The following is a 19,072-nucleotide window of genomic DNA, read 5'->3' on the forward strand; positions in this document are numbered from 1 at the left end:
ACTGATAGACCGCTTTCGCGAGCAAGCCCGCTCCCACATTGATTTGCGTGGTTAAGTCAGGCTGTGGATAACTTAGTCCTTTTTGATTTTCACCGGACGCTTCCAGCCATCGATGTTCTTCTGCCGCGCGCGGCCAACCGCCAACTGCGCGTTATCCACATTCTGCGTAATCGTCGAGCCGGCCGCCGTGGTTGCACCGTTGCAGATATCCACAGGCGCGACCAACGAATTGTTGGAGCCGATGAACACATCTGCACCCAACACGGTTTTCCACTTGTTGGCGCCGTCATAGTTGCAGGTGATGGTGCCAGCACCCACGTTGGTGCGCGCACCGATTTCGGCATCGCCCAAATAGGTCAAGTGACCGGCCTTGGCGCCCTCACCCATGTGCGCGTTCTTCAGCTCAACAAAGTTACCCACATGCGCGCGCGCTTCAAGCACGGTGCCCGGACGCAGACGCGCGAACGGACCGGCATCGCTGCCCTCGCCCATTACGGCACCTTCGATATGACTGTTGGCCTTGATCACCACGCCTTTGCGCAGGGTGCTGTCCTTGATCACACAGTTCGGGCCGATCACCACGTCGTCTTCGATAACAACGTTGCCTTCGAGGATCACGTTGATGTCGATCAGCACATCGCGACCCACGGTCACTTCACCGCGCACATCAAAACGCGCCGGGTCACGCAGGGTCACGCCTTGCGCCATCAAACGGCGGCCGGCACGCAACTGGTAATGACGCTCCAGCTCGGCCAGTTGTTTGCGATCGTTGGCGCCCTGCACTTCCATCGGGTCGTGCGGTTGTTCGGTGGCCACTACCAGACCATCGTTGACCGCCATTTCGATCACGTCGGTCAGGTAGTACTCGCCCTGAGCGTTATTGTTCGACAGCCGGCTCATCCAGTCGGCCAGACGATCGGCCGGGACGGCGAGAATGCCGGTGTTGCCTTCGGTGATTGCGCGCTGCGCTTCGCTGGCGTCTTTGTGCTCAACGATGGCCGCGACCTTACCGTCAGAGTCGCGCACGATACGGCCATAGCCGGTCGGGTCGTCGAGTTCGACGGTGAGCAAACCCATCTGCCCCGGCACAACATGCTTGAGCAAACGTTGCAGGGTTTCGACTTCGATCAGCGGCACGTCACCGTAAAGGATCAGCAAGGTGTCCGCGGAAATGAACGGTACGGCCTGAGCGGTGGCGTGGCCGGTGCCGAGCTGCTTGTCCTGCAGGACGAAATTCAGATCGTCAGCCGCCAGACGTTCGCGCACCACATCGGCGCCATGACCGATGACTACATGGATGCGTTGTGGATCGAGTTGGCGGGCGCTGTGGATAACATGGCCCAGCATGGAATTGCCGGCAATCGGGTGCAAAACCTTCGGCAGGGCCGAACGCATACGAGTGCCTTGACCGGCCGCGAGGATAACGATTTCAAGAGACATGACTGGCTACCAATCCTGGGTGGTCAGCAACTGCGACCGGGTTTGAATTCGGAAAAAGAAAAAAGGGTAGCCGAGGCTACCCTTTTTTATCAATCGCACAACAAGCGGCTGACGGATTAACCGCCAAACTTCTTGCGGATCTGCTGGACGGTGCGCAGCTGAGCTGCAGCCTCGGCCAGACGAGCTGACGCAGCGCTGTAGTCGAAATCAGCGCCCTTTTCATGCAGAGCATGCTCGGCAGCCTTGAGAGCTGCTTGAGCCTGAGCTTCATCCAGGTCGGCAGCACGTTGCACGGTATCGGCAAGCACTTTGACCATGTTCGGCTGAACCTCGAGGAAACCACCGGAGATGTAGAACACCTCGGCTTCCCCGCCTTGCTTGATCAGGCGGATCGGACCTGGCTTCAGATTAGTGATCAGCGGCGCGTGACCCAGAGCGATACCAAGATCACCCAGTGCACCGTGCGCAATCACCATCTCGACCAGGCCGGAAAAGATTTCCCCTTCCGCGCTGACGATATCGCAATGGACTGTCATAGCCATCTGATTGCCTCAACCTAAATTAGCGCCCGTTGCCGGGCGCCGGGATTACAGTTTCTTGGCTTTCTCGATCGCTTCTTCGATGCCGCCAACCATGTAGAACGCTTGTTCTGGCAGGTGGTCGTAGTCACCGTTGAGGATGCCTTTGAAGCCAGCAATGGTGTCTTTCAGGGAAACGTATTTACCCGAAGCACCGGTGAAGACTTCAGCCACGAAGAACGGCTGCGACAAGAAGCGCTGGATCTTACGAGCACGGTTTACCAACTGCTTGTCGGCTTCCGACAGCTCGTCCATACCCAGGATCGCGATGATGTCCTTCAGCTCTTTGTAACGTTGCAGAACGTACTGAACGCCGCGAGCGGTGTCGTAGTGGTCCTGGCCGATTACGTTCGGATCCAGCTGGCGCGAAGTCGAATCCAGTGGATCTACCGCTGGGTAGATACCCAGGGAAGCGATGTCACGGGACAGAACGACGGTGGCGTCCAAGTGGGCGAAGGTGGTCGCTGGCGACGGGTCGGTCAAGTCATCCGCAGGTACGTATACCGCTTGGATCGAAGTGATCGAACCTTCCTTGGTCGAAGTGATACGTTCTTGCAGAACGCCCATCTCTTCAGCCAGGGTCGGCTGATAACCTACTGCCGAAGGCATACGGCCCAGCAGTGCGGATACTTCAGTACCGGCCAGGGTGTAACGATAGATGTTGTCGACGAACAGCAGAACGTCGTTACCTTCGTCACGGAACTTCTCGGCCATGGTCAGGCCGGTCAGTGCTACGCGCAGACGGTTACCCGGCGGCTCGTTCATCTGACCGTAAACCAGTGCCACTTTGTCCAGAACGTTGGAGTCCTTCATCTCGTGGTAGAAGTCGTTACCCTCACGAGTACGCTCACCCACACCGGCGAACACGGAATAACCGCTGTGCTCGATGGCGATGTTACGGATCAGTTCCATCATGTTTACGGTTTTGCCTACACCGGCACCACCGAACAGACCGACTTTACCGCCTTTGGCAAACGGGCAAACCAGGTCGATAACCTTGATGCCGGTTTCCAGCAGGTCGTTGCCGCCTGCCTGTTCAGCGAACGAAGGCGCTGGACGGTGAATGCCCCAACGCTCTTCCGTGTCGATCGGGCCAGCTTCGTCGATCGGGTTACCGAGGACGTCCATGATCCGGCCCAGGGTCGCTTTACCGACCGGTACGGAGATGGCTGCGCCAGAATCGGTAACTTCCAGACCGCGCTTCAAGCCCTCGGTGGAACCCATCGCAATGGTACGAACCACGCCGTCGCCCAGCTGCTGCTGAACTTCCAGAGTGGTGCCGGCATCGCTTTTGACTTTCAAAGCGTTGTAGATGCTCGGTACGCTGTCGCGTGGAAATTCCACGTCGATAACGGCGCCGATGATTTGAACGATACGTCCGCTACTCATAGCTGGATCCTCTGAATATTTGAACCGTTAAACCGCGGCAGCGCCGCCGACGATTTCCGAGATCTCTTGGGTGATCGCAGCCTGACGCGCCTTGTTGTAGATCAGCTGCAAATCGCTGATCAAATCACCGGCGTTGTCGGTAGCGTTCTTCATCGCGATCATCCGCGCAGCTTGTTCAGCCGCGTTGTTCTCGACCACCGCCTGGTAGACCTGCGACTCAACGTAGCGGACCATCAAGCCGTCAAGCAGCTCTTTGGCATCCGGTTCGTAGAGATAGTCCCAGTGGTGCTTGAGATCCTGATCCGGGGTGGCCACCAGTGGAATCAACTGCTCCACGGTAGGCTGTTGCGTCATGGTGTTGATGAACTTGTTGGACACCACGGACAGGCGGTCAATACGGCCGTCCAGGTAGGCATCCAGCATCACCTTGACGCTGCCGATCAAGTCATTGATCGACGGCTCTTCACCCAGGTGGCTGATAGCTGCAACGACGTTACCGCCGAAGTTACGGAAAAAGGCCGCACCCTTGCTACCAACGACACACAGATCAATCTCGACGCCGTTTTCGCGGTTTACCGCCATGTCCTTGACCAGGGCCTTGAACAGGTTGGTATTCAAGCCGCCGCACAGACCACGGTCACTGCTCACTACGACATAACCAACGCGCTTGATTTCGCGGTCGATCATGAACGGGTGGCGGTATTCCGGGTTGGCGTTGGCCAGATGCCCAATAACCTGGCGGATACGCTCCGCATAAGGACGGCTAGCAGCCATGCGCATTTGTGCCTTGCGCATTTTGCTGACCGCCACTTTTTCCATGGCGCTGGTAATCTTTTGCGTGCTTTTGATGCTCGCAATCTTACTGCGAATCTCTTTTGCGCCTGCCATGTAACACCTATCAGGTTAGCAAGCGGGAGCCTCGCGGCTCCCGCTGCGGCTTACCAGGTTTGGGTGGCCTTGAACTTCTCGATACCGGCTTTCATGCCAGCGTCGATTTCGTCATTGAAGTCACCTTTAACGTTGATCTTGGCCATCAAATCGGCGTGATCGCGGTTGAAGAAAGCGATCAGCGCTTGTTCGAAGCTGCCGATCTTGGCGATTTCAATGTCAGTCAGGAACCCACGCTCAGCGGCATACAGCGACAGCGCCATGTCAGCGATCGACATTGGTGCGTATTGCTTCTGCTTCATCAGCTCGGTAACGCGCTGACCATGCTCAAGTTGCTTACGGGTCGCTTCGTCCAGGTCAGAAGCGAACTGGGCGAATGCCGCCAGTTCACGGTACTGAGCCAGAGCGGTACGGATACCACCGGAAAGCTTCTTGATGATCTTGGTCTGAGCGGCACCACCCACACGGGATACCGAAACACCGGCGTTCACTGCAGGGCGGATGCCCGAGTTGAACATGGCCGATTCCAGGAAGATCTGACCGTCGGTGATCGAAATCACGTTGGTCGGAACGAACGCGGAAACGTCGCCAGCCTGGGTTTCGATGATCGGCAGTGCGGTCAGCGAACCGGTTTTGCCGGTCACTGCGCCGTTGGTGAACTTCTCTACGTATTCTTCCGAAACGCGGGATGCGCGCTCCAGCAGACGGGAGTGGAGATAGAACACGTCGCCTGGGTAAGCTTCACGGCCTGGTGGACGGCGCAGCAGCAGGGAAATCTGGCGGTAAGCCACTGCTTGCTTGGACAGATCGTCATAAACGATCAGCGCGTCTTCACCGCGGTCGCGGAAGAATTCACCCATGGTGCAACCGGAGTACGGTGCCAGGAATTGCAGCGCAGGAGATTCCGAAGCACTGGCAGCCACGATGATCGTGTTGGCCAGGGCGCCGTTTTCTTCCAGCTTGCGAACCACGTTGGCGATGGTCGATTGCTTCTGACCAATAGCTACGTAGACGCAGAAAATGCCGCTGTCTTTCTGGTTGATGATCGCGTCGATCGCCAGAGCGGTTTTACCGATCTGACGGTCACCGATGATCAGCTCACGCTGGCCACGGCCGACAGGAATCATGGCATCGACAGCCTTGTAGCCAGTCTGTACAGGCTGGTCTACCGACTTACGCCAGATCACGCCCGGTGCAACTTTCTCGACCGCGTCGGTCAAGGTGTTGCCCAGTGGACCTTTGCCGTCAACAGGGTTACCCAGTGCGTCGACTACGCGACCCAGCAGTTCCTTACCAACAGGAACTTCGAGGATGCGGCCGGTGCACTTGGCGCTCATGCCTTCAGCCAGAGACTGGTAAGCGCCCAATACAACGGCACCTACGGAGTCTTGCTCCAGGTTGAGGGCCATACCGTAGACGCCGCCCGGAAACTCGATCATCTCGCCGTACATTACGTCGGCCAGACCGTGAATCCGCACGATGCCGTCAGATACGCTGACGACAGTGCCTTCGTTACGGGCTTGGGAGGTCACATCGAGCTTGTCGATGCGGCCCTTGATAATTTCACTTATTTCGGAAGGATTGAGTTGCTGCATTGCTCTGCTGCCCCTTCAAACTCAAGATTTCAATGCTTCGGCAAGTTTCGCGATTTTGCCGCGAATCGAGCCATCGATAACCAGGTCGCCGGCGCGGATGACAACACCCCCAATAAGGGCTTTATCTTCCTCGACTTGCAGGCGCACTTCCCGGTTGAGTCGTGCACTGAGAACCTTGGCGAGTTTGTCTTGCTGTTCTTGGTTCAATGCGAAAGCACTGGTCACTTCAACGTCTACCGACTTCTCTTGTTCGGCCTTGTACAGGTCGAAAAGAGCGGCAATCTCCGGCAGAAGCGGGAGACGGTCGTTTTCGGCAACGACGTTGATGAAGTTCTGTGCCTTGGCATCAAACTTGTCGCCGCACACGTCAATAAACGTGGCGGCCTTTTCTGCGCTCGTCAGTCGCGGGGCCTTGAGCACGCGCTGCATGGTGTCATCTTGTGACACCGCTGCAGCCAGGCCGAGCATGGCTGACCAATTGGCCAGTTGCTGGTGGGCCTGAGCGTGCTCGAAGGCCGCCTTAGCGTAAGGTCGGGCCAACGTGGTCAGTTCTGCCATGATCGCCCTCGCTTAGATTTCAGCAGCCAGTTGGTTAACCAGCTCTGCGTGCGCGTTTTGATCGATTGTGGCACCCAGGATCTTCTCGGCGCCGCCGACAGCCAGCAAACCCACTTGGGCGCGCAGCTTGTCTTTGACACTGTTCAGTTCCTGTTCGATCTCGGCTTGAGCCTGAACCTTCACACGGTCAGCGTCGACACGGGCCTTTTCAACGGCCTCTTCGACAATCTGGTTACCGCGTTTCTTGGCTTGCTCGATGATTTCAGCTGCCTGAGCTTTCGCTTCGCGCAGTTGCTGACCCGCTTTTTCTTGGGCCAACTCCAGGTCGCGAGCTGCACGGCTGGCAGCGTCCAGACCATCAGCGATCTTCTTTTGACGTTCGTGCAGAGCAGCGATGACCGGAGGCCATACATACTTCATGCAGAACAGTACAAAAATCAGGAACGCAACGGACTGGCCAATCAGGGTCGCATTAATGTTCACGCCAACACCTCGCAGTTACGTTGTCCATCACACCAAATTACCCGGAATATCCGAGTAATTAGCCAGCGATCTGACCAACGAACGGGTTCGCGAAGGTGAAGAACAGCGCGATACCAACACCGATCATGGTTACGGCGTCGAGCAGACCGGCAACGATGAACATTTTAACTTGCAGCATTGGAACCATTTCTGGCTGACGCGCTGCGCCTTCCAGGAACTTGCCGCCCAGCAGGCCGAAACCAATTGCGGTACCCAGTGCGCCCAGGCCGATCAACAGTGCAACAGCGATAGCGGTTAGACCAACTACAGTTTCCATCTTTCCTCCCGACTTTTACGTCGTATGGTTTAGGTTTTTTAGATTAAAGCGGTAAAACAAATCGTTTCAGGTGCCCTGTGAAGAGCCCCTTCCCGTTTGACCGGGAAGGACATCAGACTAGTCGAGACTGGTCTTAATGGTTTTCTTCGTGCGCCATCGACAGGTAGACGATGGTCAGCATCATGAAGATGAACGCCTGCAGGGTGATGATCAGGATGTGGAACACAGCCCAAGCCCACTGCAGAACAACGCCCAGGCCGCTCAGCCAGAGCAGACCGCTGCCGAACATCACAGCGATCAGAATGAACACCAGCTCACCGGCATACATGTTGCCGAACAGACGCAGAGCCAGAGAGATCGGTTTAGCGATCAGGGTCACGAATTCCAGCAGGAAGTTCACCGGGATCAGCAGGGCTTGAACGAAGATGTTCTTGCTGCCGAACGGGTGCAGGGTCAGTTCGCCGATGAAGCCGCCGATGCCCTTGACCTTGATGCTGTAGAAAATGATCAGTGCGAAAACCGACAACGCCATGCCCAGGGTCGCGTTCGGGTCGGTAGTCGACACGGCGCGGAACGGGATGTGGTGGTCACCGGAGATCAGGATGGCCAGCTGAGGAATCCAGTCGACCGGGATCAGGTCGACGGCGTTCATCAGGAACACCCAGACGAAGATGGTCAGTGCCAGCGGTGCGATCACCGGGCTACGGCCATGGAAGCTGTCTTTCACGCTGCCATCGACGAATTCGACCAATACTTCAACGAAGTTCTGCAAAGCACCCGGCTGACCCGAAGTCGCTTTCTTGGCCGCCATGCGGAAAAGAAAAACGAAGATCAAACCCAACGCGACCGACCAGCCGAGAGTATCGACGTGGAAAGCCCAGAAGCCCATTTCTTTGGCTTCTGCTGCGGTGTGGGCAAAGCCCCAGCCGCCGTTAGGTAGCTGACCGAAGGTCAGGTTCTGCAAGTGGTGCTGGATATAGCCCGAAGCGGTTGTTTCTGCCATGGTTGCCTCAAACGCCCTAAGGTCTCGAAAGTCTTGTTCTCATCAGCAGGGGAGCGAACCAGCTGACCGACTGAGTCAGCACGAACACGCCGAATACAGCTATCGGCGCCAGCGGCTTCACACCTGCAAACACCAGCGCAAAAAGCACTGCTGTCAAAATCAGTTTGCCTGCCTCGCCGGCATAAAAAGACCGGACGATGGACTGGGCTGCTCGGGCGCCGGAAAACCGAAATGCCTTATGAGCGAAATAAACATTGGGCAGCAAGGCTATCAGGCCTCCGCAAAGTCCCGAGTATCCGGCAACGACTCCGTGCCATTGCCAGAGCGCCAAAGCGGCAATGAGCAAAATGACAAATTGAGCCATTAACACCGGAAATACCGCCAGGCGATGGAACGGCAGGCGGTTTGGCTTGCGGGTTTCCATCACTATTGCTCTCCAATGGTCGGCTGCCAGAATTCAATAACTTGGCATAATTTGTGCCGACAAAATGCGCGCAGAGTATAGGGGCGGTTCTGCCCCTATTCAACTGTCAGGTAGTGATTTCCGACTGCGCGCTACATGAGGAAATGTTTCAGCGGATGTGTGCGAGCACACCTTGAAGCTCATCGAGCGAGTTATAACCGATCACCAACTGACCCTTTCCCTTCTTCCCGTGGCGAATCTGCACCGCAGAGCCTAGGCGCTCGGCCAGACGCTGTTCGAGGCGGGCGATATCCGGGTCGGGTTTGCTGGCTTCCACAGGCTCCGGTTTGCCACTCAACCACTGGCGAACCAGTGCTTCAGTTTGGCGCACGGTCAGGCCGCGTGCGACAACATGTCGCGCCCCTTCAACCTGCTGATTCTCGGGCAAACCGAGCAAAGCACGGGCATGACCCATTTCCAGGTCGCCGTGGGACAGCATGGTCTTGATGACTTCCGGCAGCGCAATAAGCCGCAACAGGTTAGCCACAGTGACGCGGGATTTACCCACAGCCTCGGCAACCTGCTGCTGAGTCAGCTGGAATTCCTGCTGCAAACGCTGCAAGGCCACCGCTTCTTCGATTGGATTGAGGTCTTCGCGCTGGATGTTCTCGATCAGCGCAATGGCGATCGCGGTTTCATCGGGTACGTCGCGCACCATCGCCGGAATGGTTTCCTGCCCGGCTTGCTGGCTCGCGCGCCAGCGACGTTCACCGGCGATGATTTCAAAACGGCCTCCGCCAATCGGGCGCACCACGATCGGCTGCATCACGCCTTGTGCCTTGATCGACAGCGCCAGTTCTTCCAGCGCTTGCGGATCCATGTCCCGACGCGGCTGGTATTTTCCGCGCTGGAGCAGATCCAGCGGCAGGTGCTGCAGCTCACGGGTGTCAGCTTGCGCGGCTTGTTCTTCCAGCGCGCTGACAGTCGGACCACTCAGCAGTGCATCCAGTCCACGTCCGAGACCTCGTTTCTTGACGGCCATGGGGATTCCTTAAGTTGCCTGAGCGGCGGCGATGCGTGAATTTTTGCGCTGACGGCGAACCATCTCGCCAGCCAGGGCCAGATAAGCCAGGGCGCCACGCGATTGCTTGTCGTAGGCCAGCGCCGGCATGCCGTAGCTTGGCGCTTCGGCCAGACGGATGTTGCGCGGGATCACCGTGTCGTAAAGCTGCTCGCCAAAGTGTTCCTTGAGCTGCGCCGAAACATCGTTCATCAGGCTCAGGCGCGGGTCGTACATCGTCCGCAGCAGGCCTTCGACTTTCAGGTTCGGATTGAGCAGTTCGGCGATGCGCTTGATGTTATCCACAAGGTCGCTAAGACCTTCGAGCGCAAAGTACTCGCACTGCATGGGGATAATCACGCCGTCAGCGGCGACCAGTGCGTTCAGCGTGAGCATCGACAGCGACGGCGGGCAGTCGATCAAAATGTAATCGTAGTTTTCACGGATCGGCGCCAGCGCGCTGCGCAGACGGCTTTCCTTCATCTGCATTTCCAGCAGCACCACTTCTGCCGCGGTCAAATCGCGGTTGGCCGGCAGCAGTTGATAACCGCCGTGCTCGGAATAGTGCATGGCCTGGGCCAGATCGCATTCGCCGATCAGCAGGTCGTAAACCGAGTTTTCCAGGCCGTGTTTATCCACACCGCTACCCATGGTGGCGTTGCCCTGTGGATCGAGATCGATCAACAGCACCCGGCGCTTAGTCGCGACCAGGGATGCTGCGAGGTTGATGCAGGTGGTGGTCTTGCCCACACCACCCTTTTGGTTCGCTATCGCGAATACCTTAGCCATTCTTGCTTGTGTTCCCAATCATGCCGTGCGGCGCAGTATCAGCAGATGGCGTTGGCCTTGGCAACCGGGTACGGCCAGGGCGTGTTCGCTATCGAGTTTGAAGTCTGCCGGCAATGCTACCAGCTCATCAGCCGGATGAACGCCCTTCATTGCCAGCCAGCGTGTATCGGCGTCGCCCAAATGGCGAGTCCAGTTGGTGAAGTTCTCCATGCTGCTGAACGCCCGGGAAATGATCCCGTTGAACGGTTGCGCAGGCTGGAAAGCTTCGACACGACTGTGGATAACTTGCAGGTTATCCAGTTTGAGTTCGAGTTTGACCTGAGTCAGGAAGCGGGTTTTCTTGCCGTTGCTGTCCAGACAGGTCACTTGCGAGTTCGGGTACAGAATCGCTAACGGGATCCCCGGCATGCCGCCGCCGCTGCCGACGTCGAGCCAACGACCGTTTTCGATGAACGACATCACGCTCAGACTATCGAGCAAGTGCCGCGAAACCATTTCGTCCGGATCACGCACCGCGGTCAGGTTGTAGGCCTGGTTCCATTTGATCAACAGGGCCAGATAACCCAACAGCAATTCGTGCTGGGTTTCAGTGAGGTTGACACCGAGCTCGCGGGCTCCTGTGGATAACTCTTCGGCGTGTTGCGAAGTGACCTTAGAACTCAAGCGCTTTGCTCCAACTGACGGCCCGCGCCGCGTTTTTTCAAATGAATCATCAACAGCGAAATCGCTGCCGGGGTCACGCCCGGGATCCGCGAAGCCTGGCCCAGCGTCTCTGGTCGAGTCGCGCCGAGCTTGCTCTGGATCTCCTTGGAGAGACCGGAAATGTTGGTGTAATCGATATCCACAGGCAATTTCGTGTCTTCACTGGCGCGCAGACGGGCGATTTCGTCCTGTTGACGATCAATGTAACCGGCGTATTTGGTCTTGATTTCAACCTGCTCGGCAACCTGTGGATCTTCGGCGCCGTTGCCGGTCACTTCGACCAGACCAGCGTAGTCGATTTCCGGACGGCTCAAGAGGTTGAGCAAGTTGTATTCGTGAGTCAGCGGCGTGCCGAATTTCTCGGCAATCGCATCACCCTGCTGCGTATTCGGGCGAACCCAGGTGCTTTTCAGGCGCTGCTCTTCGAGTTCGATGCTTTCGCGTTTCTTGCAGAAGGCCGCCCAACGCGCGTCATCGACCAAGCCGAGTTCGCGACCTTTTTCGGTCAGACGCAGGTCGGCGTTGTCCTCGCGCAGGATCAAGCGGTACTCGGCACGGGAAGTGAACATACGGTACGGCTCTTGGGTACCGAGGGTGATCAGGTCGTCGACCAATACACCGATGTACGCTTCATCGCGACGCGGGCACCAGGCTTCTTTGCCCTTGGCGCGCAGTGCGGCGTTGGCGCCAGCCAGCAAACCTTGAGCGCCGGCTTCTTCGTAACCGGTGGTGCCGTTGATTTGCCCGGCGAAGAACAGACCGCCGATGACTTTGGTTTCCAGGCTGTACTTCAGATCGCGCGGATCGAAGTAGTCGTACTCGATCGCATAACCCGGACGCACGATGTGTGCGTTTTCCATGCCGCGAATCGATTGCACGATCTGCAATTGCACGTCGAACGGCAAGCTTGTGGATATCCCGTTCGGATACAGCTCATGGGTGGTCAAACCTTCCGGTTCGATAAACACCTGATGGCTTTCCTTGTCGGCAAAGCGGTGGATCTTGTCTTCGATCGACGGGCAATAGCGCGGGCCGATGCCTTCGATTTCACCGGCAGCGGAATACATCGGCGAACGATCGAGATTCGCAGCAATGATTTCGTGGGTGCGGGCGTTGGTGTGGGTAATCCAGCAGCTCACCTGGCGTGGATGCTGTTCTTTGTTGCCCATGAACGACATCACCGGGATCGGCGTATCGCCCGGTTGCTCGGTCATCACCGAGAAATCCACAGATTTGCCATCAATACGCGGCGGTGTACCGGTTTTCAGGCGCCCGACACGCAATGGCATCTCACGCAGACGGTGAGCCAGGGCGATCGACGGCGGATCACCGGCACGGCCGCCGGAAAAATTCTGCAAACCGATGTGGATAAGTCCGCCGAGGAACGTACCGGTGGTCAACACCACGGAATCGGCGAAGAACCGCAGACCCATTTGCGTGACAACACCGCGGACTTGTTCCTGCTCGACGATCAGGTCATCAGCGGCTTGTTGAAATATCCACAGGTTCGGCTGATTTTCCAGAATTTCGCGGACAGCGGCTTTATACAAAATCCGGTCAGCCTGCGCACGGGTCGCCCGTACGGCTGGGCCTTTGCGGCTGTTCAACACGCGAAACTGGATGCCGCCCTTATCGGTAGCCATGGCCATCGCGCCGCCGAGGGCGTCGATTTCCTTGACCAGATGGCTTTTGCCAATGCCACCGATGGCCGGGTTGCAACTCATGGCACCGAGGGTTTCCACGTTATGCGTCAGCAACAGGGTTTTTGCCCCCATACGTGCTGAGGCCAGTGCTGCCTCGGTACCGGCATGACCGCCGCCGATGACGATCACTTCAAAACGGGAAGGGAAATCCACCACGCACCTCGTGCCTGCTTAAGTAGGTAATTCAGGAATAGTTTGAGATCAGGTTTTTGAACCTGGTCGACAAGTATAGGGACTTCGCCCTTCCTAAAGAACCCTTTGCACAAAATTTAACCAGCTGTGGAGAACTCAAGGTTAAAAGAATAAAAAAGAGAGAAATTTATAAAACCTTTGTTTTTATGTTTATTTCTACTGAGCATCATTTCTGTGGATAGATCGCTACAGGCCTTTATATTCAATATGTACAGAGATTCAAAACCCTGTGTTCATGTGCCAATGAGGGCCTTGGATAACCGGTTTAAGCCTGTGGATGAAAGGGGTGGTTATCCACAGAGGGGTTTATATCCAGTTTTGAAGCCCTGTTATCAACTGCCCTTAGTGGCAGTTATTCACAGGGCTTAATCCACAGAAAATCGATAAAACGGCGTTTTCCAGGCGCAAAAAAAATCGCCAACGAGGGTTCGCTGGCGACAAAGAAGCCGATGGAGGGAAGTGCGAGGGCTATTGTGAGAGGACATAACAGAGGCTAATAATAGGCATTATCATTAACTCTCCCAATTTTCCTATGTCCTTACCCGCCCACACTGCTGCGATCGAGCAAATCTACGAGCAACACCATTCGTGGCTATACGGGTGGCTCAAGGGAAAATTGCATGACGCCTGCGATGCCGCCGATGTTGCGCATGACACGTTCGTGCGGATTCTGGCGGCGCGCAATGCCGCACAGATTCGTGATCCACGGGATTATCTGGCGACCATTGCACGCGGTCTGGTGATTGACCGTTATAGAAGACAGGCTATCGAAGCCGCGTATTTGCAGACCCTCGCGGCTCGACCGGAAGCCACCGCCATCAGCGAGGAAGACAAGGCGCTGATCATCGAAACCCTGGTCGCTGTGGATAAAGCCTTGGCCGGGCTCGGCGCCAGATGCCAACAAATCTTTATGCTCTCGCAGATCGATGGCCTGACTTATCAACAGATCGCTTTGCAGCTGAAGGTTTCGCTGACCACGGTGAAGAAGCACATGATCCGCGCCCTGACGGAATGTGCCCTGATCATGGCGCAACGTTGATGGCCATCGCCCCCAATCGCCAGATCTTCGAAGCGGCCGCCAGTTGGTATGTGCAGTTTCAGGCGGATCCGCCAACGCTCGCCGAACAGAAGGCCTGGCAGTTGTGGATAGATAGCGACCCGGCGCATCTGGCGGCGTGGAACCAGATGGAACAATTGCAGCGCCACCTCGGCACGCTGCCACAGGATCTGAAACGTCGCGCGCTAAATAACGGTCAGCAACGTCGCCAAGTGCTGAAATTGTTGCTGCTCGCGGCGGGCACGGGGTTCGTTGGCTGGAATGTTCAGCAACACACTTCCTTGGGAAATGTCTGGGCCGACTATAAAACCGGCGTTGGCCAGCGTCGCAATATCACATTGGCGGATGGCAGCCTGATTCAACTCAACACCGACACTGCCATTGATGTGTCTTTCGACCCGACACAGCGGCTGATTCGCCTGCGCTCCGGCGAGATCCTTATTCAAACCGGAAAGCTGGGTGATCAACGGCCCTTTTTCGTCGAAACCCGGGATGGGCGGATTCAAGCATTGGGCACTCGTTTCTCCGTTCACCAGCTATCGAGTTCTACCCGAGTTGGAGTGCTGGAAGACCGGGTCAGTGTTCAGCCCGGTGATACTTCAACGGCCGCAACAATCTTGCAGGCAGGCGAAGGCGCTGATTTTGATCGTCAGCACATAGGCCTCATTCATCCGTTCAAACCCTCGGAAGTGGCGTGGATCAACGGCCAATTGATCGTCCTCGATGCACGCTTGGGCGATGTGATTGAAGAATTGGGCCGTTATCGCAGCGGCGTTTTGCATTGCGACGCGCGTGCCCGGGAGCTGCGGGTTTCCGGGACATTCCGCCTCAATTCAACTGACGCAGTCTTGGCCAATCTACAGGCGTCGCTGCCGATCAACGTGCGCTATTTCACTGGTTACTGGGTCTCGATCAGCCACAACGTTTGAACGAAATTTCGCCTGGGCAAAATAAATCGCAAACAGGGTTATCTTTTTTGGCCCTGACCCGGCCCTACAGGTAATCGCGATAAACGCGGCTCTTTGCCACCTTCAGGGCTTATCCACCCATGCGTCTTCCCACGTTTCGTCAGCGTTTTTCCTACCACTGCATTGCTTACAGCCTACTGATGACCAGCGCCGCGTCCTGTCTGGTGATCAGCCATAACGCCGTCGCTGCATCGGCCACTCAGCGTTATGCGATTGCAGCGGGCCCTCTGGACAATGCACTGAGCCAGTTCGCCTCGGCCGCCAACGTGATTCTGTCGTTCTCGCCGCAACAGACCAGCCGTTTGCGCAGTGTCGGGTTGAACGGCAACTTCACCGTCGACCAAGGTTTTGCCCAACTGCTGCAAGGCTCAGGTTTGCAAGCCGTACCGCAGGCGCCGGGCAGTTACATTCTGCAGGCGCTGCCAAACGGTGATTCGCTGGAGCTGGCCCCGACCAACATCAATGGTCAGTTGGCCAACCCGATGAATCTGGATTACGCGGCGGACGTCGGATACAAGGCGCAGAACAGTCGAATCGGTACGAAAACCAGTACGCCGTTGTCGGAAACGCCGCGCTCGGTGTCAGTCGTCACCGCACAACGCATCAAAGATCAGAAATCTCAGACGCTCACTGAAGTACTCGGCTACGTGCCGGGGATCTTTGCCCCACCGTTTGCCGCCGGCGACAGTCTGGCTGGAGACCTGTTCTACATTCGCGGTTTCAACGCCACCGATTATGGCTACGGTCTGTTGCGCGATGGACTACGCGTCCAGGGCAATCGGTACGACACCAGCACCGAGCCTTACGGACTTGAGCGGGTCGAGATTTTCCGCGGCCCGTCTTCTCTGCTGTATGGGGAGAACGCACCGGGCGGCCTGGTCAATCTGGTGAGCAAACGCCCAACCGCCGCACCGCAAGGCGAAGTGCAATTGGGTTATGGCTCGAACAATCGCCGGCAGATCGGCGTCGATGTCTCCGGCCCGCTCAATGACAGCGGCAATGTTCTCGGGCGCGTGGTGATGCTTGGCCGCAAGTCCGACACCCAGACCGATCACGTTCCGGATGACCGTATCTACATCGCGCCATCCCTGACCCTGAATTTCGACGATTACAACACACTGACCCTACTGGCCAACTACCAGAAGGATCACACCAACATGGAACTTGGCCTACCGGCCGCCGGGACTTTGCTGACCAACCCCAACGGCAAGTTATCCAAAGGCACCATGCTCGGCGACCCAGACTGGAACACTTTCGAACGGGAAACCTGGAGCACCGGCTACGAGTTCAGCCACTCGTTCAACGACGACTGGCAGTTCCGCCAGAACTCGCGCTACATGCAGTCGCGCATTACCCGCCACGAAACCTGGCCGGGCAACCTCAATAACGCCGGGTTCGGTACGCGTCTGAACATGACTGCCTACGATCGCTTCAACAAATCGATGGTGTACTCGCTGGATAACCAGCTGGAAGGCAAATTCCAGGTCGGCGGTCTGGAGAACACCCTGTTGTTCGGCGCCAGCTACGATCGCACCTCCTTTAATCAGGACTGGAACGCCGGCATTGTTGGGCCGATCGATGTGTATAACCCGGTGTACCTGCGCGATCCGACCACACCGATTGCGGTGCAAAACACCTTGCTGGAACAGCAGATGAAAGGGGTTTATGCACAGATCCAGAGCAAGTACGACCACTGGCTGTTCCTGCTCGGTGGCCGTCAGGATTGGGTCGACAGTGATTTTCGCGACAAGGTGGCCCAGTCGAGCGACATCAGCTCCGAGGACAAGAAGTTCACCTATCAGGGCGGCGTGATGTACCAGTTCGACAACGGCATGACGCCGTATGTCAGCTACTCGACCTCGTTCGTGCCGGTGCAACAGATTTCCAATGCCGGCGCGCCGCTCGATCCGATCACCAGCAGCCAATATGAAGTGGGCCTAAAGTACGAACCGATCGGCTGGGACACTGCCTTCACAGCATCGGTGTATGACCTGCGCAAAAAGGACGACACCTACTTCGACGCCACTACATCGAGCTACCGACAAGTGGGTGAAAGTCGTTCCAAGGGCGTGGAACTTGAACTCAACAGCAACCTGACCCAGAACCTCAACGTGACTGCGGCTTATACCTACACCGACGCGCGAATCACCAAGGATGCCGCGACGTCATTGGTCAAAGGCCATCAAATGACCGGCGTTCCACGTAATCAGGCCTCGGTCTGGGCGAAATACCGCTTCCTTGATGGCGATCTGAAAGGTTTGTATGTGGGTGGCGGTGTGCGTTACTTCGACAATGCCTTCGCTTACACCTCGCCTTCTCTCTACGGAAAGCTGGATGCCGGCGACGTCACTTTGGTGGATGCGGCCATCGGTTATCAGATCGATACGCACTGGAGCGTCGACCTGAATGCGAAGAACCTGTTCGACAAGGAATATGTGTCGGGTTGCAACGACGCGGGTCGTTGCTATTGGGGTGAGGATCGCACTCTGCTCGGTACAGTTTCCTACAACTGGTAAAACGAAAAAGGGGCTGTGGATAAATTGTCCACAGCCCCTTTTGTCATTTGCCGATACAGAAACTGGAAAAGATTCGTCCCAACAGATCATCAGAGCTGAAAGCCCCGGTGATTTCGCCGAGAGAGTGCTGGGCCTGGCGCAAATCCTCGGCCAGTAACTCTCCGGCGCCAGCCAAGGTCAGCTGGGCGCGGCCGTGTTCCAGTGCCGCACTGGCGTGGCGCAAGGCCTCCAGATGCCGGCGACGTGCACTGAAACTGCTTTCCGACGTCTGCTCGTAACCCATGCAGGCTTTGAGATGATCGCGCAACAGATCCAGGCCTTCACCGGCCGACTTGGCGCTGAGACTGATCGTCACGTGCCCGTCTTCACTGGTTTCCAGAACAATGGCTTCGCCGGTCAGATCGGCTTTATTGCGGATCAAGGTGACTTTCGCCGGATCCGGCCGGGTTTCGAGGAACTCCGGCCAGAGGGCAAACGGATCCAGCGCTTCCGGCGCAGTGGCGTCGACTACCAGCAACACCCGATCAGCTTCGCCAATGGCTTTCAATGCGCGCTCGACGCCGATCTTTTCCACATGATCATCGGTATCACGCAGGCCAGCGGTATCGACAACGTGCAATGGCATGCCGTCGATGTGGATATGTTCACGGAGGATGTCGCGAGTGGTGCCGGCGATCTCTGTGACGATTGCCGCTTCGCGACCGGCCAACGCATTCAACAGGCTGGATTTGCCGGCATTCGGACGGCCGGCGATCACTACGGTCATGCCATCGCGCAGCAATGCGCCCTGCCCGGCTTCGCGCAGCACTGTGGATAATTCATCGCGCACTTTGTCGAGCATGCTCAGCACATGGCCATCGGCGAGGAAGTCGATTTCTTCTTCCGGGAAGTCGATGGCGGCTTCGACGTAGATGCGCAGGCCGATCAACTGTTCGGTCAAGTTATGCACACGCTGGGAAAACGCACCCTGCAATGAACGCAGGGCATTACGTGCAGCCTGTGCAGAACTGGCTTCGATCAAATCAGCAATCGCCTCGGCTTGCGCCAGGTCGAGTTTGTCATTGAGGAAGGCGCGTTCGCTGAATTCTCCCGGACGCGCCAGACGGCAGCCCAGTTCCAGGCAGCGTTTGAGCAACATATCCAGAACGATCGGGCCGCCGTGGCCCTGCAATTCCAGAACGTCTTCACCGGTGAACGAATTAGGCCCCGGGAAATACAGCGCCAGACCTTCGTCCAGCACCTGTTTGTCGTCAGTGAAAAACGGGCCGTAATGGGCGTAACGCGGTTTCAGTTCGCGGCCGCTGATGGCTTTCGCCGCAACACTGGCCAACGGCCCGGAAATACGGACGATGCCCACACCCCCACGGCCTTGAGCGGTGGCGACAGCGGCGATGGTTTCACGAGGTACGCTCATAAACCGGAATCCAGACAA

General features: G+C 56.9%; 18 protein-coding genes. 3 read left to right on the forward strand and 15 right to left on the reverse strand.

Annotated features, from left to right (window positions below):
* Window positions 1-72: 72 nt before the first annotated feature.
* The 14 genes from glmU to mnmG form a co-directional block, all read right to left on the reverse strand.
* Entirely contained in the window at window positions 73-1,440 is a 1,368-nt protein-coding gene (glmU, locus tag GVL50_RS12455) for a bifunctional UDP-N-acetylglucosamine diphosphorylase/glucosamine-1-phosphate N-acetyltransferase GlmU (protein WP_159813295.1), read from the reverse strand.
* A gap of 116 nt (window positions 1,441-1,556) precedes the next feature.
* Window positions 1,557-1,982: a F0F1 ATP synthase subunit epsilon gene (locus GVL50_RS12460; RefSeq protein WP_053125284.1), complete on the reverse strand. Its 426-nt coding sequence runs from the start codon at window positions 1,980-1,982 to the stop codon at window positions 1,557-1,559.
* A gap of 45 nt (window positions 1,983-2,027) precedes the next feature.
* Window positions 2,028-3,407 (reverse strand): F0F1 ATP synthase subunit beta, encoded by a 1,380-nt coding sequence (atpD, locus tag GVL50_RS12465; protein ID WP_016984062.1) that lies wholly within the window; start codon window positions 3,405-3,407, stop codon window positions 2,028-2,030.
* A 27-nt stretch (window positions 3,408-3,434) separates the two neighbouring features.
* Window positions 3,435-4,295 carry a F0F1 ATP synthase subunit gamma gene (atpG, locus tag GVL50_RS12470; RefSeq protein ID WP_007911960.1) on the reverse strand — a complete coding sequence of 287 codons (861 nt, stop codon included), beginning with the start codon at window positions 4,293-4,295 and terminating at the stop codon, window positions 3,435-3,437.
* 50 nt (window positions 4,296-4,345) lie between these two features.
* Window positions 4,346-5,890, reverse strand: coding sequence for a F0F1 ATP synthase subunit alpha (gene atpA, locus GVL50_RS12475; RefSeq protein ID WP_007911958.1), 1,545 nt, complete (start codon window positions 5,888-5,890; stop codon window positions 4,346-4,348).
* Between the two features lie 21 nt (window positions 5,891-5,911).
* Window positions 5,912-6,448, reverse strand: a complete 537-nt coding sequence (locus GVL50_RS12480; RefSeq protein WP_053125286.1) for a F0F1 ATP synthase subunit delta — start codon at window positions 6,446-6,448, stop codon at window positions 5,912-5,914.
* 12 nt (window positions 6,449-6,460) lie between these two features.
* Entirely contained in the window at window positions 6,461-6,931 is a 471-nt protein-coding gene (locus GVL50_RS12485; protein WP_003229781.1) for a F0F1 ATP synthase subunit B, read from the reverse strand.
* Between the two features lie 58 nt (window positions 6,932-6,989).
* Window positions 6,990-7,247 carry a F0F1 ATP synthase subunit C gene (gene atpE, locus GVL50_RS12490; protein ID WP_003097235.1) on the reverse strand — a complete coding sequence of 86 codons (258 nt, stop codon included), beginning with the start codon at window positions 7,245-7,247 and terminating at the stop codon, window positions 6,990-6,992.
* 133 nt (window positions 7,248-7,380) lie between these two features.
* Complete coding sequence (gene atpB, locus GVL50_RS12495; RefSeq protein ID WP_053125288.1) at window positions 7,381-8,250, reverse strand: F0F1 ATP synthase subunit A; 870 nt, start codon at window positions 8,248-8,250, stop codon at window positions 7,381-7,383.
* Window positions 8,251-8,266: 16 nt separating this feature from the next.
* The gene (locus GVL50_RS12500; protein WP_008084411.1) at window positions 8,267-8,674 is read right to left on the reverse strand and encodes a F0F1 ATP synthase subunit I; all 408 of its coding nucleotides are present in this window, start codon (window positions 8,672-8,674) and stop codon (window positions 8,267-8,269) included.
* Window positions 8,675-8,822: 148 nt separating this feature from the next.
* Window positions 8,823-9,695: a ParB/RepB/Spo0J family partition protein gene (locus GVL50_RS12505; RefSeq protein ID WP_008084408.1), complete on the reverse strand. Its 873-nt coding sequence runs from the start codon at window positions 9,693-9,695 to the stop codon at window positions 8,823-8,825.
* A 9-nt stretch (window positions 9,696-9,704) separates the two neighbouring features.
* Window positions 9,705-10,502, reverse strand: coding sequence for a ParA family protein (locus tag GVL50_RS12510; protein ID WP_007911909.1), 798 nt, complete (start codon window positions 10,500-10,502; stop codon window positions 9,705-9,707).
* An 18-nt stretch (window positions 10,503-10,520) separates the two neighbouring features.
* Window positions 10,521-11,165, reverse strand: a complete 645-nt coding sequence (gene rsmG / locus GVL50_RS12515) for a 16S rRNA (guanine(527)-N(7))-methyltransferase RsmG (protein ID WP_159813297.1) — start codon at window positions 11,163-11,165, stop codon at window positions 10,521-10,523.
* Window positions 11,162-13,060, reverse strand: coding sequence for a tRNA uridine-5-carboxymethylaminomethyl(34) synthesis enzyme MnmG (gene mnmG, locus GVL50_RS12520; protein WP_053125290.1), 1,899 nt, complete (start codon window positions 13,058-13,060; stop codon window positions 11,162-11,164). Before mnmG ends, rsmG begins: the two co-directional genes overlap by 4 nt.
* A 571-nt stretch (window positions 13,061-13,631) precedes the next feature.
* On the opposite strand from mnmG, the gene GVL50_RS12525 reads away from it, so the two are divergent.
* From GVL50_RS12525 to GVL50_RS12535, 3 genes are all read left to right on the forward strand, one after another.
* Window positions 13,632-14,138 (forward strand): sigma-70 family RNA polymerase sigma factor, encoded by a 507-nt coding sequence (locus GVL50_RS12525; protein ID WP_159813299.1) that lies wholly within the window; start codon window positions 13,632-13,634, stop codon window positions 14,136-14,138.
* Window positions 14,138-15,085: a FecR domain-containing protein gene (locus GVL50_RS12530; RefSeq protein ID WP_159813301.1), complete on the forward strand. Its 948-nt coding sequence runs from the start codon at window positions 14,138-14,140 to the stop codon at window positions 15,083-15,085. Before GVL50_RS12525 ends, GVL50_RS12530 begins: the two co-directional genes overlap by 1 nt.
* A 119-nt stretch (window positions 15,086-15,204) precedes the next feature.
* A complete protein-coding gene (locus tag GVL50_RS12535) occupies window positions 15,205-17,640 on the forward strand; it encodes a TonB-dependent siderophore receptor (RefSeq protein WP_159813303.1) in 2,436 nt (811 codons plus the stop codon).
* 43 nt (window positions 17,641-17,683) lie between these two features.
* Here GVL50_RS12535 and mnmE read toward each other — a convergent pair whose 3' ends face one another.
* A complete protein-coding gene (gene mnmE, locus GVL50_RS12540; RefSeq protein WP_008084392.1) occupies window positions 17,684-19,054 on the reverse strand; it encodes a tRNA uridine-5-carboxymethylaminomethyl(34) synthesis GTPase MnmE in 1,371 nt (456 codons plus the stop codon).
* Window positions 19,055-19,072 lie beyond the last annotated feature (18 nt).

It is taken from the genome of Pseudomonas sp. 18058 (assembly GCF_902706155.1).
Lineage (GTDB): Bacteria > Pseudomonadota > Gammaproteobacteria > Pseudomonadales > Pseudomonadaceae > Aquipseudomonas > Aquipseudomonas rustica.